Genomic DNA, 15,118 nt, shown 5'->3' with positions numbered 1-15,118 from the left:
ATGCCCCATTCGCTAAATGTCCGTCTAAGGAAAAGGCCCCCCGACATGCGTATTCTTATCACCGGTGGTGCCGGTTTCATCGGCTCTGCCCTGATCCGCCACCTGATTCAACACACCGAGCACGAAGTGCTCAACCTGGACAAACTGACCTACGCCGGCAACCTGGAGTCGCTGACCAGCATCGCGTCCAACAGCCGCTATGAGTTCGTCCAGGCCGATATCGTCGACCAGGCCACCGTCAGCGCCGTGCTCGCGCGCTTCGAGCCCCAGGCGATCATGCACCTGGCGGCCGAGTCCCACGTGGACCGTTCCATCGACGGCCCGTCGGATTTTATCCAGACCAACATTGTCGGCACCTACAGCCTGCTGGAAGCCGCCCGCGCGTATTGGCAAACGCTCGCAGAACCGGCCAGGAGCGCGTTCCGCTTCCACCACATCTCCACCGACGAGGTGTACGGCGACCTGCACGGCGTGGACGATCTGTTCACTGAAACCACGCCCTACGCCCCCAGCTCGCCCTACTCGGCCAGCAAGGCCGCGTCCGACCACCTGGTTCGCGCCTGGCAGCGCACGTATGGCCTGCCGGTATTGCTGACCAACTGCTCGAACAACTACGGGCCGTTTCATTTCCCCGAGAAGCTGATCCCCCTGGTGATCCTCAACGCCCTCGCTGGCAAGCCGTTGCCAGTCTATGGCGACGGCTTGCAGGTCCGCGACTGGCTGTTCGTCGAAGACCACGCCCGTGCGTTGCTCAAGGTGGTGACCGAAGGCGTGGTCGGCGAGACCTACAACATCGGCGGCCACAACGAGCAGAAGAATATCGACGTGGTACGCAGCATCTGCGCCCTGCTGGAAGAGCTGGCACCGCAACACCCGGCCGGTGTCGCGCACTTTGCCGACCTGATCACCTTCGTCAAGGACCGCCCCGGCCACGACCAGCGCTACGCCATCGATGCCAGCAAGATCGAACGCGAGTTGGGCTGGGTGCCGCAAGAAACCTTTGAAACCGGGCTGCGCAAAACCGTGCAGTGGTACCTCGATAACCTGGAATGGTGCCGCAGAGTCCAGGACGGCAGTTATCAGGGCGAACGATTGGGCAATACCGACATGAAGGATCTGCTTGCATGATGAAGGGGATCGCATAGGCCCACGGGCCACAGTGGCAAGACGCATTGCGCGAGTGTCTTGCACAGCAGCACTAGGCATAATGCGCCTGTACCCTCAGGCGCATGACTCCCATGACCCCACCCCTCCCGCGAAGACCCCGCTGGCGCAGCCTCGCCCTGTTGGCGCTGTGCCTGGCGCCGCTGCTGTGGCCGCTGGAGCACCTGGCCGAGCGCTACTACCGCAGCGAACTGGCCGGGCAGAACCGCCAGACCCTCGACCTGTACGTCGCCAACCTGCTGGGCACCCTGCACCGCTATGAAGTGCTGCCGCAGATCCTCGGCGACTTGCCAGCCCTGCGCACCGCGCTGGCGGCACCGCAGGTCAGTACCAACCTGGCCAACGCCAACCTGTTGCTCAAGGACGTCGCCGCCCAGGCCGGGGTCGAAGTGATGTACCTGATGGACACCACCGGCAAGACCCTCGCTGCGTCCAACTGGGACAAGCAAGACAGCTTCGTCGGGCGCAATTTCTCGTTCCGCCCGTATTTCAGCGAAGCCATGGCCGGACGCCTGGGCCGATTCTTCGGCTTGGGCACCACCTCGGCCAAACGCGGCTACTTCTTCGCCGCCGCGGTGCGCGATGGCGAGAAAGTCATCGGTGTGCTGGTGGTCAAGGTCGACCTGGACCACACCGAAAGCCTGTGGGGCAACACCCCCGAGCAACTGCTGGTCACCGACCACAACGGCGTCGTGATCCTGACCTCGCGCCCGCAATGGCGGTTCCGCGCCACCCGGCCACTGACGGACGAAGAGCACCAGGCGATCATCGCGATCCAGCCCTACCCGACCCGCGATCCGCAACCGCTGGCCTTGAGCCCGACGGCCTGGCTGCGCCAATCCACGGCCATCGCCGAAACCGGCTGGAACGTGGAGATCCTCGCGCCACAATCGTTGATCAACCGCCCGGTACGCACCGTGGTCGCGGTGGGCGGCGCCACGCTGTTGGTGCTGATGTTGCTGCTGGGCCTGATGATGCAGCGCCGTCGGCACTACCTGGACCGCATCGCCTTCGAAGCCAAGGCCCGACGCGAACTGGAAATGCGCGTGGCCGAGCGTACCAGCGACCTGGAAGGGCTCAACCGGCGCCTGAAACAGGAAGTGCTGGAGCGTGAACATGCGCAGCAGGAACTGGTGCGCGCCCAGGACGACCTGGTGCAGGCGGGCAAACTGTCGGCGCTGGGCACCATGTCGGCGAGCATCAGCCACGAGCTCAATCAGCCCCTGGCGGCGATTCGCAGCTACGCGGAAAACGCCGAAATCCTGCTCGACCATGAGCGAACCGACGACGCGCGCGGCAATCTCAAACTGATCAGCGAACTGACCGGCCGCATGGCCTCGATCATCGCCCACTTGCGCGCGTTCGCCCGCCGCGATCGGCATGCGCCGGAAAGCGTCGCCCTGCAACCGGCGCTGGACGACGCGCTGGCGTTGCTGGCCAAACGGCGGCGCGCGATGGAAGTCGAGCTGATCCGCGATTTGCCCGAGGCGACCTTGTGGGTCGAGGCCGGTGAAACCCGTCTACGCCAGGTGCTGGGCAACCTGCTGGCCAATGCCCTCGACGCCCTCACCGAAAAAGGCCCGCCGCGCAAACTCTGGCTGAGTGCCGAAACCACCGAGCAGGGCGTCAACCTGTACATTCGCGACAACGGCCCGGGGTTTTGCATGGAAGCCCTGGGACGCGCCAGCGAGCCGTTCTATACCACCAAGACCCGCACCCAGGGCCTCGGGCTGGGCCTGGCGATCTGTGACACCTTGATGCGTGCCTTTGGTGGCGAACTGCTGTTTGCCAACCACAAGCAAGGCGGCGCGCTGTTAACCTTGAAATTGCGTGCCGGCTCGCCGGGCGTCAGTCTGCAACCGTCCGAGGACCGCAGTGTATGAGTATCGATAACCAGATTCAGGTGGTGTTGATCGACGACGATCCACACTTGCGTCAGGCCCTGTGCCAGACCCTGGACCTGGCCGGGCTGAAAGTCCTGCCCCTGGGCGAAGCCACCGGCCTCACCGCACAGCTGTCGCGGGATTGGCCGGGCGTGGTGGTCAGCGATATCCGCATGCCTGGCATGGACGGCCTGGAGCTGCTGGCCGAGCTGCACGGCCAGGACCCGGAGCTGCCGGTGCTGCTGATCACCGGCCACGGCGATGTACCGCTGGCGGTGCAGGCCATGCGTGCCGGTGCGTATGACTTCCTCGAAAAGCCGTTCGCCAGCGACGCCCTGCTCGACCGCGTGCGCCGCGCCCTGGCCCTGCGCCGGCTGGTGCTGGATAACCGCAGCCTGCGCCTGGCCCTCAGCGATCGCCAGCAATTGAGCACGCGCCTGGTCGGGCATTCCCCGCAAATGCTGCGCCTGCGCGAGCAGATCGGCGCGCTGGCGGCAACCAAGGCCGATGTACTGATCCTCGGCGAAACCGGCGCCGGCAAAGAGGTGGTCGCCCGCGCACTGCACGACTTGTCGAGTCGGCGTAGCGGGCCTTTCGTGGCGATCAACGCCGGCGCGCTCGCCGAGTCGGTGGTCGAAAGCGAGCTGTTCGGCCACGAGCCGGGCGCCTTTACCGGCGCGCAAAAACGCCGCATCGGCAAATTCGAATTCGCCAACGGCGGCACATTGTTCCTCGACGAAATCGAAAGCATGAGCCTGGACGTGCAGGTCAAGCTGCTGCGCCTGCTGCAGGAGCGCGTGGTCGAGCGCCTGGGCGGCAATCAACTGATCCCGCTGGATATCCGCATCATCGCCGCCACCAAGGAAGACCTGCGCCAGTCCGCCGACCAGGGCCGCTTCCGCGCCGACTTGTATTACCGCCTCAACGTCGCGCCGTTGCGCATTCCACCGCTGCGTGAGCGCGGTGAAGATGCGTTGATGCTGTTCCAGCACTTTGCCGACGAAGCCAGCAGCCGCCATGGCCTGCCGCTGCACGAATTGCAGCCGGGCCAGCGCGCGCTGCTGCTGCGCCACAGTTGGCCGGGCAATGTGCGGGAATTGCAGAACGCCGCCGAGCGCTTCGCCCTGGGCCTGGAGTTGGCGCTGGACAACACCCCGGACAATCTCTCCGCCGGCCTGCTGACCTCCACCCCCGGCGGCCTGAGCGAACAAGTCGAACAGTTCGAAAAAAGCCTGATCGCCGCCGAACTGAGCCGCCCCCACAGTTCCCTGCGCAGCCTCGCCGAAGCCCTCGGCGTACCGCGCAAGACCCTGCATGACAAACTGCGCAAGCACGGCCTCAACTTTGCCGACAGCGCCAGCCACAGCAGCGACGACGAATGACCCACCCTACCCACCAAGAGGCCGCCATGAGCCGCGACAGCCGTTACCTGGAATCTATCCTCCACCACGACATCCCCCTCACCCGGGAAATGGGCCTCAAGGTGCTCGACTGGCAACACGGCCAATTGCAACTGCACTTGCCCCTGCAAGCCAATATCAACCACAAGAGCACCATGTTCGGCGGCAGCCTGTATTGCGGCGCGGTCTTGGCGGGTTGGGGTTGGCTGCACTTGCAGTTGCGCGAAGAAGGCATTCTCGAAGACGGGCATATCGTGATCCAGGAAGGGCAGATCAGTTACCCGCTGCCGGTCACACGAGACGCGACCGTGATCTGCCAGGCGCCGGAGGAGAAAGTGTGGAAGCGCTTTGTGACGACGTACAAGCGCTATGGCCGCGCGCGGTTGACCCTGGAAACGTGGATTGTGAATGACGGCAGTGACGAGCGCGCAGTGGTTTTCAGCGGCCAGTACGTCCTGCACCGCTAGCCGCCGCACCACAAAACAAAGTGGGAGCAAGTCGAATCGTCGCACCGCCCCTCCCACATGTTGATCTGCGGAGGCCTTAAGCGCGGGCCAGGGTGAGCAGGCGTTCGCGCCACGCGGCTTTGGCCGGCAGCGCCAGGAAGAACGGGTTCAGCAACGATTCCCGCGCCGGATAGCTGAACGGCTCGCCGCTCAACTCCAGCACTTCGCCGCCCGCACCTTCGAGCACGCCCTGGGCTGCGGCGGTATCCCACTGGGAGGTCGGCGCCAGGCGCGGGTAGCAATCGGCACTGCCTTCGGCCAACAGGCAAAACTTCAACGAGCTGCCGATATTCGCCAGCTTCAACTCACCCAAGCCTTCGCTCAAGCCCTGGAGCAAACGCTCCTGCTCAGGGCTGCTGTGTCGGCGGCTGGCAACCACGGTAAACGCCTCGCCGGCGGCCGGGGCCAGGCGCACCTGGATCGGCCTGGGCGCTTCGTTCACATCGGAGCGCCACGCCCCCAGGCCCGCGCCGCCAAAGTAGCAACGGCCGCTGGTGGGCATCGACACCACGCCAAACACCACGCGGCCCTGTTCGATCAACGCGATGTTGACAGTGAACTCATCGCTGCCGGAAATGAATTCCTTGGTGCCATCCAACGGGTCCACCAACCACCAGCGCTGCCAGCCGGCACGCACGCTCTGGTCGATATCGGCGTCTTCTTCAGAAAGCACCGGGATGCTCGGGTCCAGCGCGGTAAGGCCGGCGAGAATCAGATGATGGGCGGCAAGGTCCGCCGCCGTCACGGGTGAATTATCGGACTTGGACGTCACGGCCACATTGGCGCGCCAGAACGGCATGATGACTTCACCGGCCTGGCGCGCCAGCTCGATCACCGGGGCAATGAATGGGTGGCCTAGAAACAATTCGCTCATGCGCTGAACACTCCACGCTGGGTCAACAGGTCTCGTACCAGGTACAGCGCGGCCAGGGCGCGGCCTTCGCTGAACTGCTCGTTTTGCGCCAGTTGCGCCAGCTCGCGCAGGTTGACCCGGTCTACACGCATCGGCTCGGGTTCATCGCCTTCCAGGCGTTCTTCATACAGATCGGTGGCCAGTACCACCTGGATTTTCTGGCTCATGTAGCCAGGCGACAGCGAAAGCTCGGTGAGGTGCTCCAACTGGCGCGCGCCATAGCCGGCCTCTTCCTTGAGTTCACGGTCCGCCGCCGCCAGCACATCCTCGCCCGGCTCGATCAAACCCTTGGGCAGCGAAAGCTCGTATTCGTCGGTCCCGCCGCAGTATTCCTCCACCAGCAACGCATGCTCGGCGTCGATCATCGCCACGATCATCACCGCGCCGTAGCCGGCACCGCGCCCCACCAGGCGTTCGTAGGTCCGTTCTACGCCGTTGGAAAAGCGCAATTGCACTGCTTCCACGCGGAACAAACGGCTACTGGCGACTATTTCGCGGGAGAGGACGGTGGGTTTCTGGCGCATAAGCGGCTCCTTGGGGTGATCGGGTTACTATACCGTGGCTTTTCCGATTGTCTGTGTCGGATATCTTTACTTACGTGAGAACGCCCCATGCCCTCTTTGCCCTGGCACGCCATCGACACCGTCCTGCTGGACATGGACGGCACCCTGCTCGACCTGCATTACGACAACCACTTCTGGATGGAGCACCTGCCCCAACGCTACGCCGAGTTGCACGGGGTGAGCCGTGCCATGGCCGAGATGGAGTTGCAGCCTCTGTTCGAGCGTAACGCCGGCCAGTTGCAATGGTATTGCCTGGATTTCTGGAGTGCCGAGCTGAAAATCCCGGTGCGCGAACTCAAGCAGGAAACCGCCCACCTGATCGCCCTGCGTGCGGATGCCGATACGTTTCTGGCGGCGATCCGACAGGCCGGCAAGCGCGTGATCCTGATCACCAACGCGCACCGTGATTCACTGTCATTGAAGATGGAACGCATCGAGCTGGCGCCGTATTTCGAGCGGATGATCAGTTCCCACGACTACGGTTTCGCCAAGGAAAACCCACAGTTCTGGGACGCCCTGCAGGCCGATATCGACTTCGACCCGGCGCGCAGCCTGTTCATCGACGACACCTTGCCGATCCTGCGCAGCGCCAGGGACTTCGGCGTGGGGCATTTGCTGGCGGTGAAAGAGCCGGACAGCAAAAAAGGGCCAAAGGACACCGGGGAATTTGCGGCAGTCGAGGACTACCGGGATCTCATTGTCGGACTCTGAACCCATGTGGGAGCAAGCCCCCACACAGGTTTACCGCGTGTACTACTCGGGAATACGCAGCGTCTGCCCCGGGTAGATCTTGTCCGGATGCGACAACATCGGCTTGTTGGCCTCAAAGATCTTGTTGTACAGATTGGCGTTGCCGTACACCGCCAGGGAAATCGCGCTGAGGGTGTCGCCCTTTTTCACCACGACAAAACGCGCCGCCACAATCGGTGCGGGGTCGGTGACCTTGATCTGGTCATCCACACTCGCGACCCCGGCAATATTGCCCAGCGCCAGCAGGATCTTCTCTTTCTCTTCCTGGCTGGCGACTTCGCCGGTCACGGTCACCTTGTCGCCGTCAACCGTGGTCTGTACGTTCGGATTACCCAGACCGACCTTGGCCACATGCTCTTTCAACTGCTCGCTGGCGTTCGCATTACCCGGCGTCAACAGGTCGATCAACTTTTCGCCGGCTTCCTTAACAAAGCTCAAAATACTCATGCTGCTCTCTCCTTGGGTTTGAGTTCCAGATGCCAAAGACTAGACCAGCCCAACAGATCTGGGTTCCCAGCCGCCTAAAGACCCAAACACGCTAGAATCCCCCCGCCATTGGAATAAGCCCTGGAGCGAAGATGGACATCAAGCAACTGAAATTCCTCATCGCCCTCGACGAGACGCGCCACTTCGGCCAGGCGGCCGCGCGTTGCCATATCACCCAGCCGACCCTGTCGATGCGCCTGCGCAGCCTCGAAGAAGAACTTGATCTGCCACTGGTCAACCGTGGCCAGCGCTTCGAAGGTTTCACCGCCCCGGGTGAGCGCGTGCTGGCCTGGGCGCGCACGGTGCTGGCGGCGTATGACGGCCTGCTGGCCGAAGCCGCAGCCTGTCGCGGCAACCTGGTGGGGACGTTGCGCCTGGGCGTAGTGCCGCTGTCGAGTTTCGATCCGTTGGCGCTGATGCAGCAACTGCACACAGAACACCCAAGCCTGCGCTTTGAGCTGTCGGCCCTCAGCTCTGAACAGATCCTCGAACAATTGGCGAGCAATCGCCTGGACCTCGGCGTGTCCTACCTCGACCGCCTGGACAACGAGCGCTTCGACTCCCTGGCCCTCGGCGAAACCCGCATGGGCCTGCTGTACGACCAACGCTATTTCAGCTTCGGCGAAAAGCCCCTGAGCTGGGAAGCCCTGATCGAACTGCCGCTGGGCATGCTCACCAGCGGCATGCACTTCCGGCAGTCCATCGATCACAACTTCCATAGCCGGGGCCTGCACCCGCAACCGTTGTTGCAGACAGACGCGGTCCATCAGTTGTTACAAGCGGTTCACGGCGGGCTGTGCTGTGCGGTGATGCCCTTGGACGGTGGCCTGGATGCGCTGACCGAGCATCTGCGCCTGCAACCGATCGAAGACGCCCACACCCTGGCGCGCCTGGGGCTGATCATGCGCCGCAGCGCCCCGCGCTCTGCGTTGGCGGAAGCGTGTTTCGCGCTGTTTCAGAAATCGCAAACCGAGTCTTGATCGACGTCATCTATCGGTAGATCAGTACTGGCAATTAGACGCGACGCTTTGTCGCGCCTAGTCTAAACACTGACCCATCCGCCGTCGGTACTGCCTCATGAACGCCAAGCGCCCAGTCTGCGCGGCGCCCGCTGTTCAAACGCCCGCGCCCGCCGCCAGCCAGAGCTACCAGTTTTGCACGCTCGAACACACGGAAGTCGCCAGCACCGCGTTGGCGGAAGAAGTGGCGTTGGCGATTGCCTATAACGACATCAGCCAGGCCGTGATGCTGGTGACGCCGACGGACCTCGAAGACTTCATTGTAGGCTTCAGTATCGGCAGCGGCATTATCGCCGACGTTAGCGACATTTATGACCTGAAACTCAGCGGCACGGGCTCTGCCCAGTACGCTCAGGTGCAGATTTCCAGTCGCGCGTTCTGGAACCTCAAGCAGCAGCGCCGCCAACTGGCCGGTACCAGCGGTTGCGGGTTGTGCGGCGTGGAAGCGCTGGAACACGCCCTGCCGGACCTTGAGGTACTGCCCGGCGCGCCCCTGCCGCCGGCGGAGTGGCTCGACGGCCTGCGCCAGCGCATCAGCGCGTTCCAGCCTCTGGGCCAGCACAGCGGCGCGGTGCATGCGGCGGTGTTCATGAACAACCAGGGCGAACTGCTGCTGGGCCGCGAAGACATCGGCCGACACAACGCCCTCGATAAATTGATCGGCGCGCTGATCCGCCAACGGATTCCAAGCGAAGGCGGCCTGGCCATTGTCACCAGCCGTTGCAGCCTTGAGTTGATCCAGAAAGTCCTGCGCGCGGGCATCCAGACCCTGGTCAGCCTGTCGTCGCCCACCGGCCTGGCCCTGCAATGGGCACGCCGGCACAACCTCAATCTCATCCACCTGCCGCAGAAAAGTGCGCCGCGGGTCTACAGCCCTGCGATGGAGAAACAGCCATGAGCAATCACCACCAAGCCGACCAAACCCCAACCCCGCGCTACAAGCCTTACAAGGGTGCGGCAGGCGGCTGGGGCGCGCTGATCAGCGTGGCGCAGGCATGGCTGACCAGCGACAACGCGCTGAAAAACCTGCGCATGATGCTCAAGACCAACCAAAACGGCGGCTTCGACTGCCCGGGCTGCGCCTGGGGCGACTCGCCGGAAAGCGGCATGGTCAAGTTCTGCGAAAACGGTGCCAAGGCAGTCAACTGGGAAGCCACCAAACGCCGCGTCGATGCCGCGTTCTTCGCCAAGCACAGCGTCACCGCGTTGCTGGAGCAAAGTGACTATTGGCTGGAATACCAGGGTCGCCTGACCGAGCCGATGCGCTACGACGCACAGACCGACCGTTACCAGCCCATCAGTTGGGAGGCGGCGTTCGAGCTGATCGGCCAGCACCTCAACGCCCTGCCGAGCCCGGACATGGCCGAGTTCTACACCTCGGGCCGCGCCAGCAACGAAGCGGCGTACCTGTACCAGTTGTTCGTGCGCGCCTACGGCACCAACAACTTCCCGGATTGCTCGAACATGTGCCACGAAGCCAGTGGCGTGGCCCTGGCGCAAAGTGTCGGTGTCGGCAAAGGCACCGTGACCTTTGACGACTTCGAACACGCCGACGCGATTTTCGTCTGGGGCCAGAACCCCGGCACCAACCACCCGCGCATGCTCGAACCGCTGCGCGAAGCGGTGAAGCGCGGCGCTCAAGTGGTGTGCATCAACCCGCTGAAAGAGCGCGGCCTGGAACGCTTCCAGCACCCGCAACACCCGCTGGAAATGCTCACCAACGGCGACAAGCCGACCAACACCGCATACTTCCGCCCGGCGCTGGGGGGCGACATGGCCATCCTGCGCGGCATGGCCAAGTTCCTGCTGTTGTGGGAGCGCCAGGCCCAGGCCGAAGGCAAGGCAGCGGTGTTCGACCACGACTTCCTCAACGAACACACCACCCACGTGCTCGATTACCTCGGCCAGATCGATGACACCTCCTGGGAAGAAATCGTCGCGCAGTCCGGCCTGCCCCTGGTGGAAATCGAGCAAGCGGCGCGCATGTACGCCAAAGGCAAGAACGTGATCATGTGTTGGGCGATGGGCATCACCCAGCATCGTCACTCGGTGCCGACCATCCAGGAAATCGCCAACCTGATGCTGCTGCGCGGCAATATCGGCCGCCCGGGCGCCGGCCTGTGCCCGGTGCGCGGCCACAGTAACGTGCAGGGCGACCGCACCATGGGCATCAACGAACGGCCGCCGGTGGCGTTCCTCGACGCCCTGGAGCGGCGCTTCCAGTTCCAGGTGCCGCGCACCAACGGGCACAACGTGGTCGAGGCGATCCACGCCATGCTGGAAGGCCGCGCCAAAGTATTTATCGGCCTGGGCGGCAACTTCGCCCAAGCCACCCCGGACAGCCCGCGCACCTTCGAAGCCCTGCGCAATTGCGACCTGACCGTGCAGATCAGCACCAAGCTCAACCGCAGCCACCTGATGCACGGCAAAGACGCGCTGATCCTGCCGTGCCTGGGCCGCACCGACATCGACATCCAGGCCGAAGGCCCGCAGGCGGTGACGGTGGAAGACTCGTTCAGCATGGTCCACGGCTCCAACGGCCAGCTGCAACCGCTGTCGAGCCTGATGAAATCCGAGCCGGCCATTCTCGCCGGCATCGCCGCCGCCACCCTGGGCAGCCAACCGGTGGACTGGAACTGGCTGGTGGCCGACTACGGACGTATTCGCGAGCTGATCGCCGACACCATCCCAGGCTTCAAGGACTTCAACGAGCGGATCAAAAACCCGGGCGGTTTCTACCTGGGCAACGCCGCCGGGGCACGTCGCTGGAACACGCCTTCGGGCCGCGCCAACTTCCGCCCGAACGTTCTGCCCAAGGACCTGATCCACGAACGCACCCACGCCACCGGGCACGTGCCGGACCTGATCATGCAGTCGATGCGCTCCCACGATCAGTACAACACCACCATTTATGGCCTGGACGACCGCTATCGCGGGGTCAAAGGTCAACGCGACGTGTTGTTCGTCAACGAAGCCGACATCATCCGCCTGGGCTTCAAGCCGGGGCAAAAGGCCGACATCGTGTCGCTGTGGGAAGACGGCCGTGAGCGCCGCGTAAAAGGCTTCACCTTGCTCGCGTTCGATATTCCGGCGGGGCAGGCAGCGGCTTACTACCCGGAAGTGAACCCGCTGGTGCCCTTGGAAAGCACCGGGGATGGCAGCCATACGCCGACGTCGAAATTTGTGGCTATCCGCCTGGAAGCGGCGAGCGACAATGGCCTGATCATGGCGCGCTCGGCGTAAATCCCGGGCACAAAAAAGGCCGCTTTTGCATAAAAGCGGCCGTTCCGAAGTAACTAAAGACCCGCCGAAATCACTTAAGTTCCCTAGCTAAAACAGTAAGTTAGAGAATTGTGTACAAGTCGTGTTACTGGTCGGATTTCTATTGTCACAATGTCGACACAGCCTCAGGATCGCGCCGTCATCCTCTTGAGGTCTCTCTATGAAGTTCTCCTCGATTCTCTTGTTGTCCCTTGGCCTGGTCAGTGGCGCAGCCATGGCCGGTGGCACCACCGAAGCCGGTGTAGGCGGCGCATTGGGCGGGGTACTCGGTTCGGTTGTCGGCCAGCAGGTCGGCGGTAATACCGGTTCAGCCATCGGCGCAGCCCTGGGCGGCGCGGGCGGCAGTGCGGTCGGCGCTGACAAGCGCAGCCGCGGCGAAGCAGCCATTGGCGGCGCCCTGGGCGCAGCGGGCGGCAACGTGGTAGGCCGCAGCATGGGCGGCACCACCGGCAGCCTGATCGGCGCAGCCGCTGGCGGCGGCGCGGGCGGCGCGCTGGGCAACTACATGGGCAACAAGAGCGATGACGACGACCGTCGTTACCGTGGCCGTGACGACCGTCGCTACTACCGGGATGGTCACCCTGGCCGTGGCCATGCCTATGGCCATCGCAAGAACAAGCATCACTACCGTGATTGATCAGATCTAAAGAACACTGAAGAAACACTGTGGGAGGGAGCTTGCTCCCGATAGCCGAGTTTCAGTCACCCATGTGCTGGCTGATACACCGCTATCGGGGGCAAGCCCCCTCCCACAGTCAGGCCAGCAAGCGCTGCAACGCCTCGCGCAACCGCTCCGGAATCGTCACCGGCTGGTTCGTCCCCCGATCCACGAACACATGCACGAAGCGCCCTGCCGCACAGGCGTCCTCTTCGCCTGCCTTGAACACCGCCAACTCATACTGCACCGAGCTGTTGCCCAACTTGCCGACCCGCAGGCCTATTTCGATGCGCTCGGGAAAGGCGACGGAAGCAAAGTAATCACACGCCGAACTCACCACAAACCCCACCACCTCGCCGTCATGAATATCCAAGCCACCGTGTTCGATCAGGTAGGTATTCACCGCGGTGTCGAAGAAGCTGTAGTAGGTCACGTTGTTCACATGACCATACACATCATTGTCGTGCCAGCGCGTAATGATCGGCTGGAAGTGCCGGTAATCGGCGCGTTGGGGCATGGAGTCAGGCATCGGCGCGTCTCGTCAAAGTGGGTTTACAGGTTATTCAAATGGATTTCGGCCCACTCGCGTACCTCGGCGTAGGGGTAGTCCTCCAGCGCAGCAAAACCAGGGATGCCGCGTGCCTTCAATTTGGTGAACAGCGGCACGCTGATACCGCCCAGGAACCGCGTCAGCCGTTCGGCGCCGGGCAGTTGGCCGCAGTACTCATGATGCCTGTGGATAAAATCACCGCACAGCCCCATGAAGTTTTTATCCACAAGCGGCGCCAGGCTCGGCGGCGCCGGCAAATGCGCGACATGGCCGTGGCACACCGAACAATGCCCGCAGCGCTGCGGTGCATGTTCATCACCGAAATAGCGGGCCAGGCGCTGGCCCAGGCAGTGTTCGGTGGCGAACAGGTCGAGCATGGCGTGAATCCGCGCCACTTCCGTGACCTCGTGTTGCTTGAAGCCTGTGTATAACTCGGCGCTCAACACCTGCGGATCGAAATCGGTATTCAGCAGGCTGTAGACCTCCGTCATCTGCTTGCTTTCCAGCTCGATCAGGCCCTGCTCCTGGAAGTAATCCAGTGCTTTCACCACGCGATTGCGCTCGGCCTGGTGCTGTTGATAAAGCGTGTCGAAATCCACCGTCGCCCAGGTCTTGGCCCGTTTGCACACCTGGACGATCGCTGCGACAAACGCCTGCCGCTCCCCGGAAAACCGCGCCAACAAGGCCTCAGGCTCGATCAGGTACTTGAACCGGTATTCGGCGTAAAACGCGTAGCGCGGCGCAATCACGCCTTTGAGTTCCAACTGCACCAGCAGCGTCTTGAGGGGCAGCTCGCGGATGTTGCTGTGGTCCGACAGCGAGCGCAGCAGAAACTCCCACTGCCCGTCCCCTCGCGCGGCCTGCAACTCGTCCAGCACACGGCGAATGCCCTCCTGCTCGGGCGTGTCGCCGTACACGAAGTTTTCCAGCACATTGAGGCTGTCGCGGTTGGCGAGCACCAGGCAATCCGAGGGTTGCCCATCACGCCCGGCGCGGCCGATTTCCTGGCTGTAGTTTTCGATGGATTTGGGCAGGTCGAAATGCACCACGTTGCGGATATCGCTCTTGTCGATGCCCATGCCAAACGCGATGGTGGCGACGATGCAATTGGAGCGCCCACCCATGAAACGCTGCTGGATGCCCTCGCGTTTATCGTGGGGCAAGCCGGCGTGATACGCCTCGGCCTGGATGCCATGGCGATTCAGGTGCTCGGCGATCTGCTCGGCGGTTTTCTGCAAGGTAACGTAGACGATGCTCGGCTGGCCGGGCCGCTCGTTCATCCATTGCACCAGCCGCCGACGCTTGTCCGCGCCGCTCACCGGCTCTACCAACAGGTTGAGGTTCGGCCGGTAGAAGCCCGTGGTGATCACGTCGTCAGGCGCAATGGCGAACTTGGCCTGCATGTCGGCAATCACCTTGGGCGTCGCTGTAGCCGTCAGCAGCAGCGCTTGTGGGATATTGAACTGATGCTGGTAGTCCGGCAGCTTCAAATAATCCGGACGGAAGTTGTGGCCCCACTCGGAAATACAGTGCGCCTCATCCACCACCAGCAATGAAATGGGCACGCTCTGCAGGAAGTTGCGAAAGCGCTCGTTCTTCAAGCGCTCCACGGAAATCATCAGGATTTTCAACTCGCCCGAGCGCGCGCGCGCCATCACCTCATTGGCCTCATCGCGGCTTTGCGCCGAATCGATACTGCCGGCCGAGATGCCATGGCGTTGCAGGAAACCCAACTGGTCCTGCATCAGCGCCAGCAACGGCGATACCACCAGCGTCAGGTGCGGTAGCAACACCGCCGACAGCTGGTAACACAGGGACTTGCCCGACCCGGTCGGAAAAATCGCTGCCGCCGAACGACCGGCCAGCACGGCGCTGACTGCGGCTTCCTGGCCCAAACGAAATTGTGGATAACCAAAGACCTGCTGGAGGGTGTCGTGCATAAGC

The 15,118-nt window shown here is 63.0% G+C and carries 14 protein-coding genes; 9 read left to right on the top strand and 5 right to left on the bottom strand.

Features of this window, described 5'->3' with window-relative positions:
- Positions 1–45 precede the first annotated feature (45 nt).
- The 4 genes from rfbB to MOQ67_RS02520 all read left to right on the top strand — a co-directional run bounded on the left by rfbB (position 46) and on the right by MOQ67_RS02520 (position 4,914).
- Entirely contained in the window at positions 46–1,128 is a 1,083-nt protein-coding gene (gene rfbB, locus MOQ67_RS02535; protein WP_017848549.1) for a dTDP-glucose 4,6-dehydratase, read from the top strand.
- A 110-nt stretch (positions 1,129–1,238) separates the two neighbouring features.
- Positions 1,239–3,047 carry a sensor histidine kinase gene (locus MOQ67_RS02530; protein ID WP_046488743.1) on the top strand — a complete coding sequence of 603 codons (1,809 nt, stop codon included), beginning with the start codon at positions 1,239–1,241 and terminating at the stop codon, positions 3,045–3,047.
- Positions 3,044–4,429: a sigma-54-dependent transcriptional regulator gene (locus MOQ67_RS02525; protein ID WP_017848554.1), complete on the top strand. Its 1,386-nt coding sequence runs from the start codon at positions 3,044–3,046 to the stop codon at positions 4,427–4,429. Before MOQ67_RS02530 ends, MOQ67_RS02525 begins: the two co-directional genes overlap by 4 nt.
- Before the next feature lie 26 nt (positions 4,430–4,455).
- Positions 4,456–4,914, top strand: coding sequence for a YiiD C-terminal domain-containing protein (locus tag MOQ67_RS02520; protein WP_046488745.1), 459 nt, complete (start codon positions 4,456–4,458; stop codon positions 4,912–4,914).
- 76 nt (positions 4,915–4,990) lie between these two features.
- Here MOQ67_RS02520 and cysQ read toward each other — a convergent pair whose 3' ends face one another.
- Together cysQ and nudE are read right to left on the bottom strand one after the other, a co-directional pair.
- Positions 4,991–5,827, bottom strand: a complete 837-nt coding sequence (cysQ, locus tag MOQ67_RS02515) for a 3'(2'),5'-bisphosphate nucleotidase CysQ (RefSeq protein ID WP_017848556.1) — start codon at positions 5,825–5,827, stop codon at positions 4,991–4,993.
- A complete protein-coding gene (gene nudE, locus MOQ67_RS02510) occupies positions 5,824–6,390 on the bottom strand; it encodes an ADP compounds hydrolase NudE (protein ID WP_017848557.1) in 567 nt (188 codons plus the stop codon). Before nudE ends, cysQ begins: the two co-directional genes overlap by 4 nt.
- An 87-nt stretch (positions 6,391–6,477) precedes the next feature.
- Here nudE and yrfG point away from each other — a divergent pair, with 87 nt between their 5' ends.
- Entirely contained in the window at positions 6,478–7,140 is a 663-nt protein-coding gene (gene yrfG / locus MOQ67_RS02505) for a GMP/IMP nucleotidase (protein WP_017848558.1), read from the top strand.
- Positions 7,141–7,182: 42 nt separating this feature from the next.
- Here yrfG and lysM read toward each other — a convergent pair whose 3' ends face one another.
- Complete coding sequence (lysM, locus tag MOQ67_RS02500; RefSeq protein ID WP_017848559.1) at positions 7,183–7,626, bottom strand: peptidoglycan-binding protein LysM; 444 nt, start codon at positions 7,624–7,626, stop codon at positions 7,183–7,185.
- A 131-nt stretch (positions 7,627–7,757) separates the two neighbouring features.
- Here lysM and MOQ67_RS02495 point away from each other — a divergent pair, with 131 nt between their 5' ends.
- The 4 genes from MOQ67_RS02495 (at position 7,758) to MOQ67_RS02480 (ending at position 12,603) form a co-directional block, all read left to right on the top strand.
- Positions 7,758–8,645, top strand: coding sequence for a LysR family transcriptional regulator (locus MOQ67_RS02495; protein ID WP_017848560.1), 888 nt, complete (start codon positions 7,758–7,760; stop codon positions 8,643–8,645).
- A 97-nt stretch (positions 8,646–8,742) separates the two neighbouring features.
- Positions 8,743–9,582: a formate dehydrogenase accessory sulfurtransferase FdhD gene (fdhD, locus tag MOQ67_RS02490; RefSeq protein ID WP_046385046.1), complete on the top strand. Its 840-nt coding sequence runs from the start codon at positions 8,743–8,745 to the stop codon at positions 9,580–9,582.
- On the top strand, positions 9,579–11,927 hold the full coding sequence (locus tag MOQ67_RS02485) for an FdhF/YdeP family oxidoreductase (RefSeq protein WP_017848562.1): 2,349 nt from the start codon (positions 9,579–9,581) through the stop codon (positions 11,925–11,927). The genes fdhD and MOQ67_RS02485 overlap by 4 nt, the downstream gene beginning before the upstream one ends.
- 199 nt (positions 11,928–12,126) lie before the next feature.
- A complete protein-coding gene (locus MOQ67_RS02480) occupies positions 12,127–12,603 on the top strand; it encodes a glycine zipper domain-containing protein (protein WP_017848563.1) in 477 nt (158 codons plus the stop codon).
- A 118-nt stretch (positions 12,604–12,721) separates the two neighbouring features.
- Here MOQ67_RS02480 and MOQ67_RS02475 read toward each other — a convergent pair whose 3' ends face one another.
- Together MOQ67_RS02475 and MOQ67_RS02470 are read right to left on the bottom strand one after the other, a co-directional pair.
- Positions 12,722–13,153 carry an acyl-CoA thioesterase gene (locus tag MOQ67_RS02475; protein ID WP_046385048.1) on the bottom strand — a complete coding sequence of 144 codons (432 nt, stop codon included), beginning with the start codon at positions 13,151–13,153 and terminating at the stop codon, positions 12,722–12,724.
- A 23-nt stretch (positions 13,154–13,176) separates the two neighbouring features.
- Positions 13,177–15,114 (bottom strand): RecQ family ATP-dependent DNA helicase, encoded by a 1,938-nt coding sequence (locus MOQ67_RS02470; protein WP_104904123.1) that lies wholly within the window; start codon positions 15,112–15,114, stop codon positions 13,177–13,179.
- Positions 15,115–15,118 lie beyond the last annotated feature (4 nt).

This window comes from Pseudomonas sp. LY-1 (assembly GCF_053502595.1).
This window is presented reverse-complemented; position numbering and strand designations above follow the sequence as displayed.

Coding starts and splice junctions, on each gene's coding strand:
- rfbB (WP_017848549.1), top strand. CDS start 46: ATGCGTATTCTTATCACCGGTGGTGCCGGTTTCATCGGCTCTGCCCTG.
- MOQ67_RS02530 (WP_046488743.1), top strand. CDS start 1,239: ATGACCCCACCCCTCCCGCGAAGACCCCGCTGGCGCAGCCTCGCCCTG.
- MOQ67_RS02525 (WP_017848554.1), top strand. CDS start 3,044: ATGAGTATCGATAACCAGATTCAGGTGGTGTTGATCGACGACGATCCA.
- MOQ67_RS02520 (WP_046488745.1), top strand. CDS start 4,456: ATGAGCCGCGACAGCCGTTACCTGGAATCTATCCTCCACCACGACATC.
- cysQ (WP_017848556.1), bottom strand. CDS start 5,827: ATGAGCGAATTGTTTCTAGGCCACCCATTCATTGCCCCGGTGATCGAG.
- nudE (WP_017848557.1), bottom strand. CDS start 6,390: ATGCGCCAGAAACCCACCGTCCTCTCCCGCGAAATAGTCGCCAGTAGC.
- yrfG (WP_017848558.1), top strand. CDS start 6,478: ATGCCCTCTTTGCCCTGGCACGCCATCGACACCGTCCTGCTGGACATG.
- lysM (WP_017848559.1), bottom strand. CDS start 7,626: ATGAGTATTTTGAGCTTTGTTAAGGAAGCCGGCGAAAAGTTGATCGAC.
- MOQ67_RS02495 (WP_017848560.1), top strand. CDS start 7,758: ATGGACATCAAGCAACTGAAATTCCTCATCGCCCTCGACGAGACGCGC.
- fdhD (WP_046385046.1), top strand. CDS start 8,743: ATGAACGCCAAGCGCCCAGTCTGCGCGGCGCCCGCTGTTCAAACGCCC.
- MOQ67_RS02485 (WP_017848562.1), top strand. CDS start 9,579: ATGAGCAATCACCACCAAGCCGACCAAACCCCAACCCCGCGCTACAAG.
- MOQ67_RS02480 (WP_017848563.1), top strand. CDS start 12,127: ATGAAGTTCTCCTCGATTCTCTTGTTGTCCCTTGGCCTGGTCAGTGGC.
- MOQ67_RS02475 (WP_046385048.1), bottom strand. CDS start 13,153: ATGCCTGACTCCATGCCCCAACGCGCCGATTACCGGCACTTCCAGCCG.
- MOQ67_RS02470 (WP_104904123.1), bottom strand. CDS start 15,114: ATGCACGACACCCTCCAGCAGGTCTTTGGTTATCCACAATTTCGTTTG.